This is a genomic window from Qipengyuania sp., from assembly GCF_043423005.1.
GTDB lineage: Bacteria > Pseudomonadota > Alphaproteobacteria > Sphingomonadales > Sphingomonadaceae > Qipengyuania.
This window is the reverse complement of sequence record NZ_JBHWMI010000032.1, coordinates 26,880-44,240: the sequence shown is the minus strand read 5'-3', so window position 1 is coordinate 44,240 and position 17,361 is coordinate 26,880. Positions and strand designations below refer to the sequence as shown.

General features: G+C 65.2%; 18 protein-coding genes. 10 read left to right on the top strand and 8 right to left on the bottom strand.

The features are described from left to right. Positions 1-28: 28 nt before the first annotated feature. The 6 genes from ACHFFA_RS05675 to ACHFFA_RS05650 all read right to left on the bottom strand — a co-directional run bounded on the left by ACHFFA_RS05675 (position 29) and on the right by ACHFFA_RS05650 (position 5,047). Positions 29-634 (bottom strand): hypothetical protein, encoded by a 606-nt coding sequence (locus tag ACHFFA_RS05675; RefSeq protein WP_394269872.1) that lies wholly within the window; start codon positions 632-634, stop codon positions 29-31. A gap of 188 nt (positions 635-822) precedes the next feature. Beyond that, complete coding sequence (locus tag ACHFFA_RS05670; RefSeq protein ID WP_394269871.1) at positions 823-2,034, bottom strand: CCA tRNA nucleotidyltransferase; 1,212 nt, start codon at positions 2,032-2,034, stop codon at positions 823-825. A gap of 20 nt (positions 2,035-2,054) precedes the next feature. After that, positions 2,055-2,648 (bottom strand): CoA pyrophosphatase, encoded by a 594-nt coding sequence (locus tag ACHFFA_RS05665; protein ID WP_394269870.1) that lies wholly within the window; start codon positions 2,646-2,648, stop codon positions 2,055-2,057. Beyond that, positions 2,645-3,193 (bottom strand): DUF1285 domain-containing protein, encoded by a 549-nt coding sequence (locus ACHFFA_RS05660; RefSeq protein ID WP_394269869.1) that lies wholly within the window; start codon positions 3,191-3,193, stop codon positions 2,645-2,647. The genes ACHFFA_RS05665 and ACHFFA_RS05660 overlap by 4 nt, the downstream gene beginning before the upstream one ends. Positions 3,194-3,262: 69 nt before the next feature. Further along, positions 3,263-3,784 carry a GNAT family N-acetyltransferase gene (locus ACHFFA_RS05655; RefSeq protein WP_394269868.1) on the bottom strand — a complete coding sequence of 174 codons (522 nt, stop codon included), beginning with the start codon at positions 3,782-3,784 and terminating at the stop codon, positions 3,263-3,265. Between the two features lie 48 nt (positions 3,785-3,832). Continuing rightward, positions 3,833-5,047, bottom strand: coding sequence for a PQQ-dependent sugar dehydrogenase (locus ACHFFA_RS05650; RefSeq protein WP_394269867.1), 1,215 nt, complete (start codon positions 5,045-5,047; stop codon positions 3,833-3,835). Between ACHFFA_RS05650 and ACHFFA_RS05645 the strand changes: the two genes are divergently transcribed. The 4 genes from ACHFFA_RS05645 (at position 5,046) to folP (ending at position 11,382) form a co-directional block, all read left to right on the top strand. Continuing rightward, on the top strand, positions 5,046-5,678 hold the full coding sequence (locus ACHFFA_RS05645) for a ribonuclease HII (protein WP_394269866.1): 633 nt from the start codon (positions 5,046-5,048) through the stop codon (positions 5,676-5,678). The two genes, ACHFFA_RS05650 and ACHFFA_RS05645, sit on opposite strands and share 2 nt — an antisense overlap. Positions 5,679-5,836: 158 nt before the next feature. Then, entirely contained in the window at positions 5,837-6,946 is a 1,110-nt protein-coding gene (locus ACHFFA_RS05640; protein ID WP_394269865.1) for a site-specific DNA-methyltransferase, read from the top strand. Positions 6,947-7,099: 153 nt separating this feature from the next. Continuing rightward, the gene (locus ACHFFA_RS05635; RefSeq protein WP_394269864.1) at positions 7,100-10,165 is read left to right on the top strand and encodes a TonB-dependent receptor domain-containing protein; all 3,066 of its coding nucleotides are present in this window, start codon (positions 7,100-7,102) and stop codon (positions 10,163-10,165) included. Between the two features lie 104 nt (positions 10,166-10,269). After that, positions 10,270-11,382, top strand: a complete 1,113-nt coding sequence (gene folP, locus ACHFFA_RS05630) for a dihydropteroate synthase (protein ID WP_394269863.1) — start codon at positions 10,270-10,272, stop codon at positions 11,380-11,382. A 16-nt stretch (positions 11,383-11,398) separates the two neighbouring features. Here folP and ACHFFA_RS05625 read toward each other — a convergent pair whose 3' ends face one another. Both ACHFFA_RS05625 and ACHFFA_RS05620 read right to left on the bottom strand, forming a co-directional pair. Beyond that, on the bottom strand, positions 11,399-11,911 hold the full coding sequence (locus ACHFFA_RS05625) for a hemerythrin domain-containing protein (protein ID WP_394269862.1): 513 nt from the start codon (positions 11,909-11,911) through the stop codon (positions 11,399-11,401). Between the two features lie 77 nt (positions 11,912-11,988). Further along, complete coding sequence (locus ACHFFA_RS05620) at positions 11,989-13,407, bottom strand: sigma-54-dependent transcriptional regulator (RefSeq protein WP_394269861.1); 1,419 nt, start codon at positions 13,405-13,407, stop codon at positions 11,989-11,991. Between the two features lie 190 nt (positions 13,408-13,597). Here ACHFFA_RS05620 and ACHFFA_RS05615 point away from each other — a divergent pair, with 190 nt between their 5' ends. From ACHFFA_RS05615 to ACHFFA_RS05590, 6 genes are read left to right on the top strand one after another with little or no spacing between them, the layout of a single operon-like run. Then, on the top strand, positions 13,598-13,723 hold the full coding sequence (locus ACHFFA_RS05615) for an aa3-type cytochrome c oxidase subunit IV (protein WP_394269860.1): 126 nt from the start codon (positions 13,598-13,600) through the stop codon (positions 13,721-13,723). Between the two features lie 13 nt (positions 13,724-13,736). Next, positions 13,737-14,858: an NAD(P) transhydrogenase subunit alpha gene (locus ACHFFA_RS05610; RefSeq protein WP_394269859.1), complete on the top strand. Its 1,122-nt coding sequence runs from the start codon at positions 13,737-13,739 to the stop codon at positions 14,856-14,858. Then, positions 14,855-15,196, top strand: coding sequence for a PH domain-containing protein (locus ACHFFA_RS05605; RefSeq protein ID WP_394269858.1), 342 nt, complete (start codon positions 14,855-14,857; stop codon positions 15,194-15,196). Before ACHFFA_RS05610 ends, ACHFFA_RS05605 begins: the two co-directional genes overlap by 4 nt. Next, a complete protein-coding gene (locus tag ACHFFA_RS05600) occupies positions 15,196-15,477 on the top strand; it encodes an NAD(P) transhydrogenase subunit alpha (RefSeq protein WP_394269857.1) in 282 nt (93 codons plus the stop codon). The genes ACHFFA_RS05605 and ACHFFA_RS05600 overlap by 1 nt, the downstream gene beginning before the upstream one ends. Positions 15,478-15,509: 32 nt before the next feature. After that, entirely contained in the window at positions 15,510-16,949 is a 1,440-nt protein-coding gene (locus ACHFFA_RS05595; protein WP_394269922.1) for an NAD(P)(+) transhydrogenase (Re/Si-specific) subunit beta, read from the top strand. A gap of 12 nt (positions 16,950-16,961) precedes the next feature. After that, on the top strand, positions 16,962-17,312 hold the full coding sequence (locus ACHFFA_RS05590; protein ID WP_394269856.1) for a hypothetical protein: 351 nt from the start codon (positions 16,962-16,964) through the stop codon (positions 17,310-17,312). Positions 17,313-17,361: the final 49 nt, after the last annotated feature.

The following is a 17,361-nucleotide window of genomic DNA, read 5'->3' as shown; positions in this document are numbered from 1 at the left end:
GCTTCCGGCCCCGTTCTTCTATGCCCGATCAGGCTTCGGGTTCGGTGACGCTTTCGTCGTCCTGCGGAGCATCGGCCGGTGCGGTCGCATCATCCGTGGGGGCAGCCTGAGCCGCGGCCGGAGCAGCGGTCCCGGCCATCGCGGCATCGATCTGCGCATTGGTCAGCCGGGCCATAAGGCCATGCTCGCCCGCAGTGAAATATTCGCGCAGCAACGTCACCTTCCTGGTTTCGTCACCGCCGCGGGCGATCACGATATTGTCGCCATTGATCTCGATGATCGTTCCGAGCGGGGCGTGATCGGCAGCCATCACGTTCGCACCGACAACAAGGGCGGCATCGCGCGCGGCAGTGGCTTGGGCGGTGGCTTGCGCCACCATGCCTTCGAGCTGGGCCTTGGTGACCGAAATGACCAGCCCCTTGTCGTTCTGGCCATAGCTTTCGATTGCCAGCGGTACCTTGTGCGTACCGGTATCAAGGACGGCCTGACCGTTGCCCACGGATACTACGGTCCCGACCTGATTGCCTTCCGGACCATACACGGTCGCGCCTGTAGTGACCTCGGCCTGCGCCTGAGCCAGCACTGGCGAGGCAGCAAAGACTGCAGCGACGATCGCCATTTTCGCGAACTTCATGTCGTATTCTCCATTTGTTTTCCGACCCGAGCCAAGCCCCGCGGGCAAGGCCGCAGATGCAGCAGGCACCAAGCCGTGAACTGCATCCTCCATTTCCCTCATAGGGACGCCGCAGATACGGCGCGCATGCAAGATCGCTTGCGTGGAGGCAAATTCGCTCCGCCAGATTAAGCCTGGATGAAGCGGCCCTAGCCCGGGCCCTTCGAAGCAGACAGGGCGACCTTCCGCTGCGTCAAAACCTCCTCAAGCAGCTGCTGGACCCGCGGTTCTTCGGGAAACCCTTCGTCGATCCAGCGGGATTCGACCGTGCGCAGGATCCGGGCGACATCCGGGCCAGCGGCGATTCCGCGGGCGACGATGGATCCACCCGTAAGCGGCAGCCGTGGTACCTCCCACCCGGAAAGGGGCGCGGTGTCGCCGCCGCCCAGCAGCACCCGATCGAGCGCACAGTCCAACCCGGCGCGGTAGGCAAGCGGCCGCGCGCCGTCGGCATCGCCGGGTTCGCGTTCGGCGATGCAGACCAACCGCGCCCGCTGCTGGCGCGAGAGGCGCAGCCGTGCGGCAACGTTTTCGGCGATCGGCGGCATCGGCGGTATCAGCGCCCCCAGGCGCCGCACGGGATCGCCCGCGATGCCTTCGCCGCGTTCGTGAAGGACGAGCATGCACAAGGTTTCGATTTCGCGCTGGCCGGCTTCGGGAAGGATGACTGCCAGCACGCCGAGCGTCCTCATCAGCATGACGGTAGGCGAAGGATCGGGAAGCGCGAGAATCGCAAGCAGTTCCATCGCCACCCGTTCGCGGCTCAGCCCCTTCAGCGTGGGGGCAAGGTCGCGGCAGGCCTCCAGCGCCTCGTCATCCGCCGTGTCACCGAACCGCGCCTGGAACCTGAAATAGCGCAGGATGCGCAAGTGATCCTCGCGAATACGCTCGCGCGCATCGCCGATGAATCGCACCCGCCGCGCCGCCAGGTCGGCCAGCCCGCCGAAGAAATCCTCGATCATCAGAGTGTGCGGATCGGCGTACAGCGCATTGATGGTGAAGTCCCGCCGCGCCGCATCCTCGTGCCAGCCGGCGGCATAGGTGACGGTGGCGCGCCGCCCATCGGTCGACACGTCCCGGCGCAGGGTGGTGATCTCGACCGGGCCCTGGGTGAGCAGGGCGGTGACCGTACCGTGCTCGATCCCGGTCGGCACGGTGCGGATGCCCGCATCCTTGCAGCGTTCGATCACCGATTGAGGCAGCAGCACCGTGGCCAGATCGATATCGTGAATTTCGCCGCCAAGCAGGGTATCGCGCACGGCGCCGCCGACATAACGCGCCTTGCCCTCGCCCAGAGCCGCGATCAGGTGGGCCAGATCAGCGCGGCTGGTCCATTCGGCGGGGGGCAGACGATCGGTCATCGAACGTAGCGCTTAGCAGGTCAGCCGGTCCATGCCAGCCGGCGGGACAGGTTGTGGCAGATCGCCGCTGTCACCCCCCAGACGCGGTAACCTTGATAATCCATTTCGAGATAATGCCGCGTCGCACCGCGCCAGAAGACCGAATTGCTCTGCCAGCGATCACGGTCCAGCAGCAGGGACAGCGGCATCTCGAACCAGCTTTCGACTTCCCGAGGGTGCGGGCGAAGCGGCAGGTCCGGAGGAATGGTGGCCAGCACCGGAGTGATGTCGAACCCGGTGCCGGTCTGATACCTGTCGCTGGAGCCGACCAGGCGCACGTCCGCAGCGGCGATGCCAAGCTCTTCCTCGGCCTCTCGCAGCGCCGCGACCTCGGGGGTTTCGCCCGGCTCCAGCTTGCCCCCCGGAAACGCCACCTGCCCCGGATGGTCTCGCATCGTACGCGGGCGTTGAGTCAGGATGACGCCCGGTTCGTCGCGCTCGGTAACCGCGACGAGCACGGCTGCTGACGCGGTGCGGCCGGCTTCGGCAAAGCGCGCATCGGTCAGCAGGTCGGGCAACTCCTGCGCGTGACCCGCCTCGAAGGCCAGGCTCAGGCGATGAAAAAGGTCGCTCATGCAGGGAGGATGGAGAACACCTGCCCCCCGCTCGCAACGGTCCAGTCCTCGCCCCTTTCGAGCGCGATGTCGGCAAGCTGGGCGTAGGTCGATCGGTTGAGCCGCGCCTCGCAGCCATGGCGCACGCCAAGGTACAGCGCGGGCCGATCTGCATCGCCCGCAGCACGCAAGGGGTGCGATGGTCCGGCAATGACAAGCTCGTCGGTGTTGAGCCGGAACGCCAGCGACCCATCGGTGCTGGCTACGTCCACGGCCTGAAAACACGCATCCTCGACCTCGATCGAAAGCTTCTCGAACGGAGTAACAAGCCAGTACCTGCCGTCCTCGTCAGGCCGCAAAAGGCCGGCGAAGGCGCGGATCATCGCAGGCCGGGCGATGGGCGATCCCTGATGATACCAGGCGCCGTCTGCGGCAATGCGCATCTCGCTGTCGCCGGTTTTGGCGGGTGCCCACTGATCGACCGGCGGCAGCTTGCGGAGGGCGACCTGTTCGGCGATTTCCGCCAGTGACAGGCCGGCAAGTTCGGGGGGCGGGGTATAGACCATAGGTGTCTATCTGGAATGCCGGGGGAGGCCGTGCAATAGGCGGGGTCCGCCTTCGCTTCAGCCTCTAACTCACCGGGGCCAGGGGCCGAGTATGCCTTCGGTCGGAAGTATCGCCGGATTCCCGGTGCGGACGAGGAGGCGGTCCGGATCGAACGAGCCGGGACAGGTCCAGCCGCCGGTATGCCGCGCCGTGAAGTCCCACCGCCTGTAATAGTCCGGATCGCCGATCATCACCTGCGGCAAGGGCGGGGCACCATCGTCGAAGCCTGCTTCAAGCGCGCCGAGGCTGGCTGCCATCAGTGCCTTGCCATAGCCCTGGCCCTGATACCCCGGGGCGACCGCGACCGGCCCGACCATGATCATTGGATGGGGCCGCCCGGCTGGATCGAGCAGCGCCACCGGCCACAACTGGATCGACCCGGCGAGATACTCGTCCTCGTCGAGAGCGGCGAAGCTGACGCCATCGAGCACCGGCGCCCCGTGACGGATGCGATAGGCAGTGCGTGCCCGCCGCTCGATGCCGAAGGCAGCGTCGAGCAGCTGGTCGATCATCTTGGGATCGACGGCGGACAGGGGAACGATGGTCGCCATGAGGCGGGCCGGTAGGCGGTCCCGCCTCAGGTGTCGATACAGCTTGCCTCAGGTGCCCGGGCGCAGTTCCAGAAGGCGGCCATTCTCACCGTCCTCGAGCACCCACAGCGCCCCGTCCGGACCTTCGATGACGGCGCGCAGCCGCTGGCCCATGTCGAACCGGGCGGCCTCACGCGCCTGGGTCCCGTTCACATCCACGCGGATCAATGCCTGGGTCTTGAGGCCCGGCATCAGCATGTCGCCCTTCCACCCGGCGAACAAACCGCCCTTGTAGAAGATCATGTTGCCGGGCGCGATGACCGGGGTCCAGTTGACGACGAACTTCTCGAACCCGTCGTCGGGGCTGTGATCGGGAATGTTCCGGCCGTCGTAATGGTCGCCGTTCGAGCGGACCGGCCAGCCGTAATTGGCGCCGCGCTTGACGATGTTGATCTCGTCGCCGCCGGCGGGGCCGTGCTCCATGTCCCACAGGTTGCCGGCCTCGTCGAAGGCGAGACCAAGGACGTTGCGATGGCCCCATGACCAGATCTGGTCCGACGGACTGTCGCGATCGGCCAGCGGATTGCCGGCGGCGGCCGTCCCGTCGAGGTTGAGCCGCACGATCGAGCCGAGCGTGTTCGACGTGTCCTGAGCCGGCTCCAGCTTCTGCCGGTCGCCGCTGCTGATGAAGAGATAGCGTTCGTCGGGACTGAACGCGAGGCGATGCGAATAATGCCCGCGCCCGGTCACCTTGGGGGTCTGGCGCCAGATGATGTCGAGCCCCTCGATGGTACAGGCTCCCTGGTCCGAGCAGACGAGGCTCCCGCGCCCCGCCACCGCGCCGCGCGTATCGCCGGCGCCGGCTTCGGCCCAAGTGAGGTAGATCGTGCGGGTGCCGATGGACGGCGAACTTTCGCTCGGCAGGAATGCCACGTCGCCAAGCCCGCCCTGACCGCCGTAATCCACTTGCGGCAGGCCCGACACGGAAATCACCGCGCCATTGCTGGTATCGACGATCTTTGCGGTGCCGGGTTTTTCCGTCACGAACAGGTGACGAGTACCGGGAATGAACGCGCCGGCCCAAGGTTCGTCGAACCGGCCGTGTTCCGTAATCGCGAAGCTGCCGGTGAAGGTGTCGCCGGCCGGGGTTCCGGTGCCCGTTCCGCCGGTGCCGGCACCCGCGGACGGGGTGGTGACGATATTGTCCCCCGATCCCGAAGAGCCGCAGCTTGCCGCGAGCAGGAGAGGCGATAGAGAGGCGAGAAGGATCGCAATACGTTTCATGTTTCATGCAACTCCCGAAAAGGGCCTCGGTGCCGCACCGCTCGTCATCGGGGTCGATGAGGCAGGCCGCGGCCCGCTTGCTGGCCCGGTTGTCGCAGCAGCGGTAGTGCTGTGCAAGCCTTGTCCCGGCGGGCTGGACGATTCCAAGAAGCTGTCCCCCCTCCGCCGCGCCCAGCTCGAACCGCAGATCCGTCGGCGCTGCGCCTGGGGTATCGGGGTCGTCGACGTGGACGAGATCGATCGCCTCAACATCTTCGGGGCGACGATGCTGGCGATGACGCTGGCGGTCGCCCGACTGGTGGCAGCTCTCGACTGCGAACCCGAAGCGATCCTCGTGGACGGCAACCTCACGCCCTGCGGCCGCCATCCGGACTGGCGCTGGCCGGCGCGCGCCATCGTCGGCGGTGATGGCAAGGAGAAAAGCATCGGCGCCGCGTCGATCCTGGCAAAGGAGCATCGCGATCGGTTGATGCGGGAGGCGGCACGCGAGCACCCGCAGTACGGCTGGGAACGCAACAAGGGTTATGGTTCGGCCGAGCATCTCGCGGCGCTGCGCGATCATGGCCCGTGCCCGCTGCACCGCAGAAGCTTTGCCCCCGTGGCGCAGGCCGACCTGTTCTCGCTCGGCTGAGGGGGCGAGTCTTTCGCGTCACACTCCGGCGTGTTCCCGGCACGCTTGCTGCAACCGGGCGACATCGCGCTTGACGCGGACTCCCTTTGGACTCACCCTGTGGATAACTAAGCCAAGGGGATGGAAAGATGGGGGTCGTTGAGACCGCAACGCCGCGCATGGCGCGATTGCCTGGGCGTGTCCGGGAGGCGCCGCCGCAGCTGCCCCTGGGGCAAATTCTTGGCGGGGACTGTGTGGCGGCGATGGCGTCGCTGCCTGCAGCCAGCGTCGATCTGGTATTTGCCGATCCCCCCTATAATCTCCAGCTGGGCGGCGATCTCAACCGTCCGGACGGCAGCCACGTCGATGCGGTCACTGATGCCTGGGACAAGTTCGAAAGCTTTCGCAGTTATGATGAGTTCACGCGCGCCTGGCTGAGCGAGGCGAAGCGGGTGCTCAAGCCGGACGGCGCCTTGTGGGTCATCGGCAGCTATCACAACATCTACCGGGTCGGGGCCTTGCTGCAGGATCTCGGCTTCTGGATCCTCAACGACATCGTCTGGCGCAAGACCAATCCGATGCCCAATTTCCGCGGTACACGCTTCACCAATGCGCACGAGACGCTGCTGTGGTGCAGCCAGGGCGAGAAAGCCAGGTATCACTTCAATTATCGCGCGATGAAAACGCTGAACGACGAATTGCAGATGCGCAGCGACTGGGTGCTGCCGATCTGCAGCGGTCAGGAACGGCTCAAGGAGGGCGGCCACAAGGTTCACCCCACCCAGAAGCCGGAAGCCTTGCTGTACCGGGTGCTGCTGGCGACGACCGAGCGGGGTGACGTCGTGCTCGACCCCTTCTTCGGTACCGGGACGACCGGTGCGGTCGCCACGAGGCTGGGCCGGCAGTGGATCGGCTGCGAGCGCGAGGACAGTTATCGCACAGCCGCCGCCAAGCGCATCGCCAAGGAACTCCCGCTCGATGAAAGCGCACTGACCACCATGCAGGCCGGGCGTGCTGCGCCCAAGGTGGCATTCGGCGCGCTGGTCGAGGCAGGGCTGGTCCCGCCTGGGACCGAGCTGTTCGATCGCCAGCGCCGCTGGACCGCCACGGTCCGCGTGGACGGATCGTTGATTTGCGGAAAAGCGGCGGGGAGCATTCATGGCCTCGGCAAGGACCTCCAGGGGGCGCTGAGCTGCAACGGCTGGACGTTCTGGCACTACGAGAAGGATGGCCAGGCGATGCCAATCGACGCTGCGCGCCAGCTCTACCTGCTCGCGGTAGAGGATTGAGCGGTTCCGCCGCCCCGCCCATGCGCGGTTGCAATACTACAACAGCCCTCGGCAAACCTGACTGAACGGCGGGCGCCGGGACTTTCGCGCCTGCCTTCGCGCAGCCGACCGTGTTAACGATCTGTATGCGACAATAAGAATGGGGATACGAACATGAAGCGGGAAGCCATCACCATGGGTCATCACAGGCGGGCAATGCTGGCGGGCGCGGCGGTCCTGGCGCTTCTCGCCCCGGCGGGTACGGCGTGGGCGCAGGATGCCGACGCATGCGTCGATGCCGATGCCGATGGTCAGTGCGACGATAGTGTGGACACCGCGCCGGAAGCGCAGTCGGTGATCACCGTTTCGGGGACCCGCATCCGCACCACCGAATACGATTTCGCCAGCCCCGTCGTCGCGATCGACGATACCGCGATCCAGAACAGCGGCGTCACCAACCTGACCGACTTCCTGACCGAATCCCCGGCACTTGCCGGCTCTTACGATTCCAACGACGGGTCGGGATCCAATGCCGGGATCGGCGGCGTCGGCCTCAACCTCCTTGACCTGCGCAATCTCGGTACGCAGCGGACCCTTGTGCTGATCGACGGACGGCGGCACGTCGCCGCGGTTCCGGGCGATTCGGCGGTCGACGTCAACTCGATTCCGATCGACCTTATCGAACGGGTCGACATCGTGACCGGCGGCACCTCGGCGATCTACGGCGCCGATGCCGTCACCGGCGTCGTCAACTTCATCACCAAGCGCGATTTCGAGGGGTTCACCCTGCGCGCCCAGACCGGCATCTCCGAACAGGGCGATGCCGGCGCCAGCTTCGTTTCGGTCACGGCGGGCAAGAACTTCGCCGATGGCCGCGGCAACATCGCGGTCAATTTCGAATACGGTCACGACGACCGCTTCGTGCTGTCGCAGCGGCGCGAATTCGGCCCTTCGTTCCGCGCTTTCTACGATAATCCGGCGGAAATCGGGGGCCCCGACGATCCGAATGTCCCCGACCTGCTGCTTGCCTCGGATGTGAACTACCTCGATTCAAGCCCGATCGGCGCGATCGATGTCGACGGTGACTTCCTGCCGGATTTCCTCGGCGATGGTTCGGTCTACACCCCGGGCACCTTCCTCGGCAGCTTTTTCGAGAGCGGGGGTTCCGGCACGCCCGTATCGACCTATGGCGGGGAAATCCTGCCCAAGCTAGACCGGTATATCGGCAATGTCATCCTCAGCTATGACGTGACGGATACCGTGCGGGTCTTTGCCGAAGGCAAATACGCGCGGGTGGATTCAAACTCCTTCGGACAGCCGACGTTCGACTTCTTCATCGGCGTGCCGACCGACAATCCGTTCATCCCGGCAAACATCAATCCTGCGAACAATGCCTTCGACGGTCTGGGCATCGTGCTTGTCACCGGGCGCGACAATCTCGATCTCGGGCGGCGGGGCGAGGACAACCGCCGCGAAACCTATCGCGGGGTCTTCGGGGTTCAGGCCGACGTTGCCGATACGATCACCTTCGACGTGTCCTACACCTACGGGCAGTCGGACAATACCGTCCGCCAACTCAACACCCGTTTCAACGACCGGTTCTACGCCGCGCTCGATGCAGTGGACGAGGGTGAGTTCCTGACCGGAACGCCCAACGGCAACATCGTCTGCCGATCGAACCTCACCGGCGATGCGACCAGTTCCAGCCAGTACGTCACCGGCGCATTCTTCTTCGAAGATTTCGACGAATTGTCCTTCACGCCCGGTGCGAACAGCGGCTGCGTGCCGTTCAATATCTTCTCGCAGGAACAGAACCAGGCAGCGAACGACTGGATCAACACCACTGCGGTGGACACCAGCCGGATCAAGCAGCACGTCGTCAGCGCATTCTTCAGCGGCACGGCCGGCGACAACATCGCGCTGTGGGGCGACCCCATCGGCTTCGCCGTGGGTGCCGAATACCGCAAGGAAATCAGTTCGAGCATTCCCGATCCGGTCAACACCACCGGATTGACCTTCGGCAACGCCCTGTTTCCGGAACGCGGATCGTTCGACGTATGGGAAGGCTTTGCGGAGCTGCGCGTCCCGATCGTGCAGGATCGTCCGTTCTTTTACGATCTGACCGCCAACGCCGCGGTCCGCGTGTCGGACTATTCGACGATCGGCACGACCGTGACCTATCAGGGCGGGCTAGTCTATGCTCCGGTGCCGGACTTCCGCCTCCGCGGTACCTACGCTCAGGCCGTGCGCGCGCCCAATATTGGCGAACTGTTCGCGCCGTCGAACCAGACCTTCGCGTTCATCGACGATCCTTGCGCCAACGACCAGCTCGACAACGGCAGTGCCTTCCGGGAAGCAAACTGTATCGCACTGCTGCAGGGGCTCGGATTGACGCCCGCACAGATCGCCGATTTTACTGGTGATGCCGGCGTCAGCCTTCCCGGCCTGTCGACCGGCAACCGCAATCTGGGCGAAGAGACGGCAAAGACGTTTACCGTCGGCGCAATTTTCCGCCCGACGTTCCTCCGCGGATTGATCATCTCGGCCGATTACTACGATATCGAAATCGAGGACGCGATCTCGACGCCTTCCGTAACGACCTTGCTCGAGCTGTGCGTCGATGCCGAAACGCTCGACAATCAGTTCTGCGAGAACATCGAGCGCATCCCCGCCGGACCCGGCTTCGATCCCAACGATTTCGGCCTTGTGAGCGGCTTCGTCCTGCGCCCCGAAAACGTCGCCGCCTTCACGACCAAGGGCATCGACTTCTCGCTGCGCTACGCCCAGCCGACCGACAATCTCGGCACCTTCAATTTCAGCTTTGTCGGGAACCACCTGATTTCGCTGAAGACGCAGGGAACGCCGGGGGCGCCGATCATTGAATCGGCCGGTGTTTCGGGACGGCCGGAATGGCAGGTTAATTTCGACTTCAACTGGACGCTCGACAATTTCAACCTGAACTACGGGATCAACTACTTCGACGAGACCTTGCGCTTCTCGCGCGAGGATATCGCGGCGGACCCCGATATCGTTGCGCCCGAGTATCTCAAGATCGATGCCAAGTGGCAGCATGATGCACAGCTGCGCTGGACCACTGACGACAACATGAGCTTCTATGTCGGGGTCAACAACATCTTCGATCAGGAGCCTGACGTCGGCCTGCAGTTCTATCCGGTCAGCGCGGTAGGCCGGTTCTTTTACGCCGGCATCCGCATCGCCGGAGACGACCTCGGCTTCTGAAGCCGACATTGCCGATCATCACGAAGGGCTCCGGTTCGCGCCGGGGCCCTTTCGTTTGGCACCGGCACTGTTCCCCTCCCGCCGGCGGCTGCTAGGGGCGGGGAATGACGACGACATCCATCTATATCCGCCCCATCGGCTTCGCTCCCGGCCCGCAAAGCGAAGATGGCAACGCGATCCGCCTCGCCGGCGGAATGGTCTACGCCAGTCGCTTCGCGATCGTCATGCGACGCGGCGGCGAAGTGACGGGGCGGTGGCTGGCCTCGCCCGATACCATGCCGGAGGCGCTCGGCCGGCTGCCGGATGATTGCGCCGCCGAGGCCGAGTCGCAGTGGTCGAACCTCACTCTGGCCCATCCGCCCTTGACCCTCGGCCAGCGAACCGTTCGCCTGGACCAGCCGCAGACGATGGGCATCCTCAACATGACGCCCGACAGCTTCAGCGATGGCGGGGCCCATGACGGCGTTTCAGCGGCGCGGGAGCATGCGGCCGCGATGGTCGAGGCGGGGGCGGCGATCATCGATATCGGCGGCGAAAGCACCCGTCCGGGCGCACAGGCTGTGTGGGAAGGCGACGAGATCGACCGGGTTGTGCCAGCCATCGAAGCCTGCGCGGCGATGGGCGCGGCGGTCAGCGTCGACACCCGCAAGGCGGCGGTGATGGAGGCGGCGCTGGCAGCCGGCGCGCGGATCGTGAACGACGTGTCGGGCCTCATGCACGATCCGCGTAGCGCCGAAGTCGTAGCGGCCGCGAACTGCCCTGTGGTGCTCATGCATGCGCCGGGGCGGGGGGAAGACCTGCATGAGGGTGGCGGTTACGATAACGTCGTATTCGATGTTTTCGATGAGCTTGCCACACGCCGGGACAGGGCGATTGAGGCCGGAATTGCGCCCGCCAACATCATCCTCGATCCCGGGGTTGGTTTCGGCAAATCGCTGGCGCAGAACCTTGCGATCATCAACGCGCTGCCGCTGTTCCATGCGCTGGGCCATCCCCTTCTGCTCGGGGTCAGCCGCAAGCGGCTGATCGGCGCGCTCGACAATGAGGCAGCCCCTGCCGACCGGCTCGGCGGAAGTCTTGCGCTCGCCATCGCGGGGATGGATGCGGGCGTGCAATTGCTGCGCGTCCACGACGTGCGCGAGACGGTGCAGGCGCGCAATGTGTGGCGCGGCTTGCGGGACCAGGCGCTGACCGATTTCGGCGACCTTCCGGGTTAGGCGGCCAGCCCTTCCATCAGGCCGCGTTCTCCTCGATATAGCTGTCGACGTCCTTCTTGCGCCGGGTGTAATCGGCATCATGCGCTGACTGGAAGGCAAGGTATCTGACGCCCAGCGTGCGCCGCAATTCGGCATCAACGGTACGGCGAAAGTCCGGCAGACCCTGCCGCTCTTCTTCGGAAAGATGCTTGCTGTTGCGGACGTTGGCCTCGTCAACCTGATCCCACCATTCCTGCGAACCCACGGTCAGCTTCGCCGCAGCCTCCATGGCCTCGGCGATCTCGTTGTGATCGTCGATCGCATCCTCTGTCGTCTCCTCGGCGCTATCGGAATCCGCCGCTCCCTCACCATCCCTGAGCAGTTGCGGATAGAAGAAGTTCTCTTCCGCCTGTGCGTGGGATTCGAGGTGATTGCGCAGGCGGTCGAAGATCTTGCCGAGCGAATCGATGTCGCCGCGCGCCTCGTCCAAGGCGGCGAACAGGCGGCGCTGGTCGGCGTGATCGTGGAGAATGGCGTCGACGATATCCATGGCAGATCCCTCATAAGGCTGGCGTTCCAGCCCATAACGGGATCGCACCGCGCCCGGTTCCGGACGGGCGTTGCGCGTCAGGCTGCGTTGTCGATCCCGAGTTCGGACAGCTTGCGGTAAAGGGTCGAGCGTCCGATGCCGAGGCGGCGGGCCACTTCGGTCATGCGCCCACGGTAGTGTCCGATCGCAAGCCGGATGACGTCCGCCTCGATTTCCTCCAGCGGGCGCAGGTTGCCGTCTTCGGTATACAGCAACACCCCCACCCCGCGCGCCCGGCTTTCTCCGCGGGCCGGATTGTGGCCGAGCAGATTAGAAAGTTGCGGAAAGCAATCGGCGGTGAGAGCCTCACGCTCGCAGAACAGTGCGGCGCGAAACAGGACGGCCTGAAGCTGACGGACATTGCCCGGCCAGTCATAGGCTTCGAGCAGCGTCAGCGCGCTGTCGGCGATCGAATGGTGAGCCAGGCCCGGGCGCTGGCCGAAACGCGACAGGAAATAGCGGGTTAGCGCCGGAATATCGCCCAGCCGCTGGCGTAGCGGGGGCAGCGTGATGTGAGTCGCCTTTAGCACGTCGAACAGATCGGCCGAGAACTCCCCATCTTCCACCAGCTGCTCGAGCGGCTGATCCGACGCGGCAAAAACGCGCACGTCGACGCGGAAGCCATGACTGGCTCCGGTCGGACGGACGATCCCGGTAGCGAGGACCTGTGCCAACCGTTCCTGCGAAGCGGGGCTAAGCTTGTCGACCTCGTCCAGCATCAGCGTCCCGCCGTCGCAGGCTTGCAGCAGGCCGTCCTGCCGGTCGAAGGCGCCGGCGAACGCACCCTTCTCATGGCCGAAAAGGAGGGAATCGAGCGAATTGGCCTGCAACGAACCGCAATTGACGAAACGGTCGCCGTTGCGCGCTCTCGTGCTGGACGCCTGCATGGCGCGCATCAGCATCTCCTTGCCGGTGCCGGGTTCCCCCTCGACCAGCACATGCCCATGGCTGCGCGCAGCCGTCGCGGCTTTGGCCAAAGCGGTGCGGAACGGCGCAGCAGTCCCGACCATCGCATCGAAATCGAGCCGTTCGTCCAGCTTCTCGGTCAGGGGCTGAAGCTCGTCGCGCGGGGTCTGCGCGCGGGTCGCGCTGCGCAGAGCCTTCAGCAGCCGCTCCGGCGCGACCGGTTTCATCAGGTAGTCGGTCGCCCCGGCGCGCATCGCCTCCACCGCGAGGAGCGGCGAGGCACTCGCCGTCAGCATCAGCAGCGGCATGTGGGGGCGCAAGGTCCGGATCTGGCGGATGAAATCGCACGCGCCGTCGCCCGGCACCCACTGGTCGAGCAGAACCGCGCCGATCGTATCGCCATCGGGAGACGTCAGGCTGGCCAGCGCCTTGTCGCAGCTGTCGACGACCATCGTCCGCCAACCTTCGCGCGCGGCCAGCGTGCACACGAGACGACTTTGCGCCGGCTCGTCATCGATAACCATCAGCAGACGGTCGTCGCTTTCGGCCATGTCCGAAATCTCCCCGTTGGCAGGAAACCAGCCAGGCCCCTGTTCATGCGGGAATTTACCAAACACATCTTAAAAGCCGCTTAAGCGTGGCATTTGTATTCGTTCAGGGAAACCTGCCCCTCTTGCCGGGATGGGCGGCGGCAATTAGGACATCTGGCACAGATATTCGATCGAGGGACCAGAAACGACCATGCAATCCGCCAACGACATGAAGGCGCATTCGCGCACCTACATCAAATTCATCGCCATGCTCAAATGGGCTGTCCCGCTGCTGGCGCTGATTACCCTGGCAGTCGTGGTCGCGATTTCCGGCTGAGCCTGACCGGGCCATGCTGATCGCGGCGCTGAAGGAAACCGCAGCGGGCGAAACGAGGGTCGCCCTGACGCCGGAAACGGTGCGGAAATTCGCGGCGCTGGGGGCTTCGGTCGCCATCGAGAGCGGAGCTGGCGAAGGGGCGGCGATCCCGGACGAAGCATTCCGCGAGGCCGGGGCGGCCGTTGGCCCGGGCGCCGAAATCATCGCCGGTGCCGATATCGTGCTGGCGGTCCAGCCTCCCGATGTCGCGCAATTGGGCCCGGTCGCATCCGGGGCGATGGTGGCGGCGATGTTCGATCCCTTCCGCCGCCGCGAGCGGGTCGATGCCTATGCCGGCGCGGGGCTCGAGGCGCTGGCGCTCGAACTGATGCCCCGCATCACGCGGGCGCAGAGCATGGACGTCTTGTCGAGCCAGGCGAACCTGGCCGGATACAAGGCGGTCCTCGCCGCGGCCGACACCTATGGCCGTGCGTTCCCGATGATGATGACGGCCGCCGGAACGGTGCAGTCCGCGCGCGTTTTCGTAATGGGTGTCGGTGTTGCCGGCCTGCAGGCGATCGCCACGGCCCGGCGGCTGGGCGCACAAGTTTCGGCCACCGATGTACGCTCGGCCACCCGCGAGCAGATCCAGTCGCTCGGTGCCAAGCCGGTCTTTGTCGAGGACGTCGCGGGGATCGAGGGCGAGGGCGCCGGCGGCTATGCCACCGAGATGAGCGAGGCCTACCAGCGCGCCCAGGCCGAACTCGTGTCAGCTCATATCGCCAGGCAGGACATCGTCGTCACCACGGCTCTGATCCCGGGAAGGCCCGCCCCGCGGCTGGTCAGCGATGCCCAGATCGCCAGCATGAAGCCGGGCAGCGTGATCTACGATCTCGCGGTGGCGCAGGGCGGGAATGTCGAGGGGTCGGAGGCGGATCGCATCGTGCGCCGCCACGGCGTGACGATCATGGGATACAGCAACACCCCGGCGCATCTCGCCGCCGATGCGAGCGCGCTCTATGCCCGCAACCTCTACAACTTCCTTTCCGCCTGCTGGAACAAGGAGGCCGGGCGGCCCGTGCTGGACGAAGAAATCGGCAATGCGGTGCGATTGACGCAGGGTGGCAGGATCGTGAACGAGGGGCTGGCAGGATGAGCGACAAGGCAGACTGGCTGCAACAGGCCGCAGCCCGCCACGTGCTTGCGGACGAGAACATCCTTCACCAGCAGATCGAAGGGGATACCTACATCGGGATAACCGACCGGCGTATCGTCATCGTCAAGGTCGGCTCCTTGATGGGCGAGCGCTCGCAATCGATCCCGCTGGGAGCGATCACAGAGGTGTCGACCACGGTGAAGGACGGCAAGGTCGTGCTGTTGCAATTCGCGGTGCCGGGCCGCTCCTTCGGCGAGGCCTATCTGAGCGGCGAGGACCTGACCCGTGCGATGCACGCACTCATCGCCGCGCTGCCGAGCCATGGGGGCGGCCGCTGATGGATTTCATTTCGATCCTGTCGATCTTCGTTCTGGCCTGTTTCGTGGGCTATTTCGTGGTCTGGTCGGTCACGCCGGCACTGCATACGCCGCTGATGGCGGTGACCAACGCGATTTCCAGTGTCATCATCGTCGGCGCGTTGATCGCGGCGGCGGCGGCGGATGTGCCGGGGGCGAAGTGGCTGGGGCTGCTCGGCATCGTGCTGGCATCCGTCAACATCTTCGGCGGGTTTGCGGTGACGGCGCGGATGCTGGCGATGTACAGGAAAAAGGAGAAGTGATGCCTCGCCTTCTCCTTGCGGCGCCTTTCGCGATGCTGGCCGCGCCTGCCCATGCTTCAACCGGTGAAGCAGTGAACCCGTGGGTGGCGCTCGCCTATCTCGTGTCGGGCGTGTTCTTCATCCTTGCACTGCGCGGCCTCTCGTCGCCCGCGACCAGTCAGCGGGGCAACCGCTTCGGCATGATCGGTATGCTGACCGCGGTGGTGACGACGCTGGTGACGCACGAAATCGCCAGCCTGCCCGAAATCCTCGCCGCGATAGCCATCGGCGGCGCGATCGGCATCACCATCGCCCGTCGCATCGCCATGACCGCGATGCCGGAACTGGTCGCCGCCTTTCACAGCCTCGTCGGCCTCGCGGCGGTGCTGGTGGGCTGGGCGGCCTATCTCAATCCGGGCGCATTCGGGCTGCTGGTCGGCGATGGTATCGGCGCGATTTCCAAGGTCGAAATGGCGCTCGGCATCGCCATAGGTGCGATCACCTTTTCCGGCTCGATCATCGCTTTCCTCAAGCTGTCGGGACGGATGAGCGGTTCGCCGATCCTGCTGCCTGCGCGCCATGTCATCAACCTCGGCATGCTGGCGGCGATCATCGTGCTCACCGCGCTGTTCGCCATGGCGTCCGGGCCTGCCGAGACCATGCCGCTGATCATCGCGCTGACGGTGCTCGCCTTCGTGATCGGTTTCCTGCTCATCATCCCCATCGGCGGAGCGGACATGCCGGTCGTGGTGTCGATGCTGAACAGCTATTCGGGCTGGGCGGCCGCCGCGATGGGCTTCACGCTCGGCAATACGGCGATGATCATCACCGGTGCGCTGGTGGGAAGTTCGGGCGCGATTCTCAGCTACATCATGTGCCGCGCGATGAATCGCAGTTTCATCTCGGTGATCGCCGGCGGCTTTGGCGCGGAGGCCGCGACTGGAGGGGAGGCACGCGAGCAGCGCCCCTACAAACAGGGCAGTGCGGCCGATGCGGCCTATATGCTCGAACAGGCGGAAAAGGTCATCATCATCCCGGGCTACGGCATGGCGGTGGCGCAGGCGCAGCACGCGCTTCGCGAGATGGCCGACAAGCTCAAGGAGAAGGGCGTGGAGGTCAAATACGCCATTCACCCGGTTGCCGGACGTATGCCGGGGCACATGAACGTGCTGCTGGCCGAGGCGCAGGTGCCTTATGACGAGGTCTTCGAGCTGGAGGACATCAACAGCGATTTCGCGCAGGCCGACATCGCCTTCATCATCGGCGCCAACGACGTGGTCAACCCGGCGGCCAAGACCGACAAGGGCTCCCCGATCTACGGGATGCCGGTATTCGTCGTGGACAAGGCAAAACAGGTCTTCTTCATCAAGCGCAGCATGGGCGGCGTCGGCTATGCCGGGGTCGACAACGACGTCTTCTACATGGACCAGACGATGATGTTGCTGGCCGATGCCAAGAAGATGGTCGAAGATATCGTCAAGGCGCTGGACTAGGCGCTCGACAGGATGACCCGTTCGGCCAGGCGCATGCTGATCGTCGTGCTGTTCCTGCTGGCGTTGGGTGCCGCCGTATGGCTGATGCGGGGCGGGGTCGAACAGACCGCCCGCCAGCGGATCGAGGCTGCCCTCGTCGAGCGCGGGCTGCCCACGCCCACCGCCGCCTGTCTGGCCGAACGATTGGCCTCGCGTCTTACGGTCGCGCAGTTGGCCGAGCTGGAACAGGTGGCGAGCGAACTCGGCACGCAAGGGCCGGCTCTTTCGCTCGGGGGGCTGCTGACGACGGTTCGCCAGATCGAAGACCGCGAGATCGTCGAGGTCACTGCAAGTTCCGCGGCGATCTGCGCTTTCGCCGCCTGATCTGCGGACAACCGGTTTGACGCTGGCGCACCGGCGACATAGAGCCCAC